Source organism: uncultured Algibacter sp., assembly GCF_947495675.1.
In the GTDB taxonomy this organism is placed as follows: domain Bacteria; phylum Bacteroidota; class Bacteroidia; order Flavobacteriales; family Flavobacteriaceae; genus Algibacter_B.
Genome location: NZ_CANLZX010000074.1, coordinates 1 through 276 on the forward strand (window position 1 = coordinate 1; position 276 = coordinate 276).

Below are 276 nucleotides of genomic sequence, written 5' to 3' on the forward strand. Positions count from 1 at the left end.
GGTTCGGTCAGTTGGTACATCACGTAGTCGATCGGGCTGCGGCCCTGGCTTACCCAGCTCATCAGCGCACGAATGATCATCACCCAGAAGATCAGGTAGCCGGCGGACTTGACCAGCGAGATCAGGCCGAACAGCAGGTTATACGGGCTGAGCGACAGCGCGTGGCTTTGTATCAGCAGCAGCAGCGGGTACTTGATGGTCATCAGCAGAAACGCCAGCAGCAGCGAAGCGCTGTCGATAGGCCCAAGCGCTGGGATGATGCGGCGCAGCGGGCCG

1 protein-coding gene is annotated in these 276 nt (G+C 60.9%); it reads right to left on the minus strand.

Annotated elements, in window-relative coordinates:
• A partial coding sequence (locus tag Q0842_RS16160) for a YggT family protein (protein WP_298500538.1) occupies positions 1 to 276 on the minus strand: 276 nt, incomplete at both ends.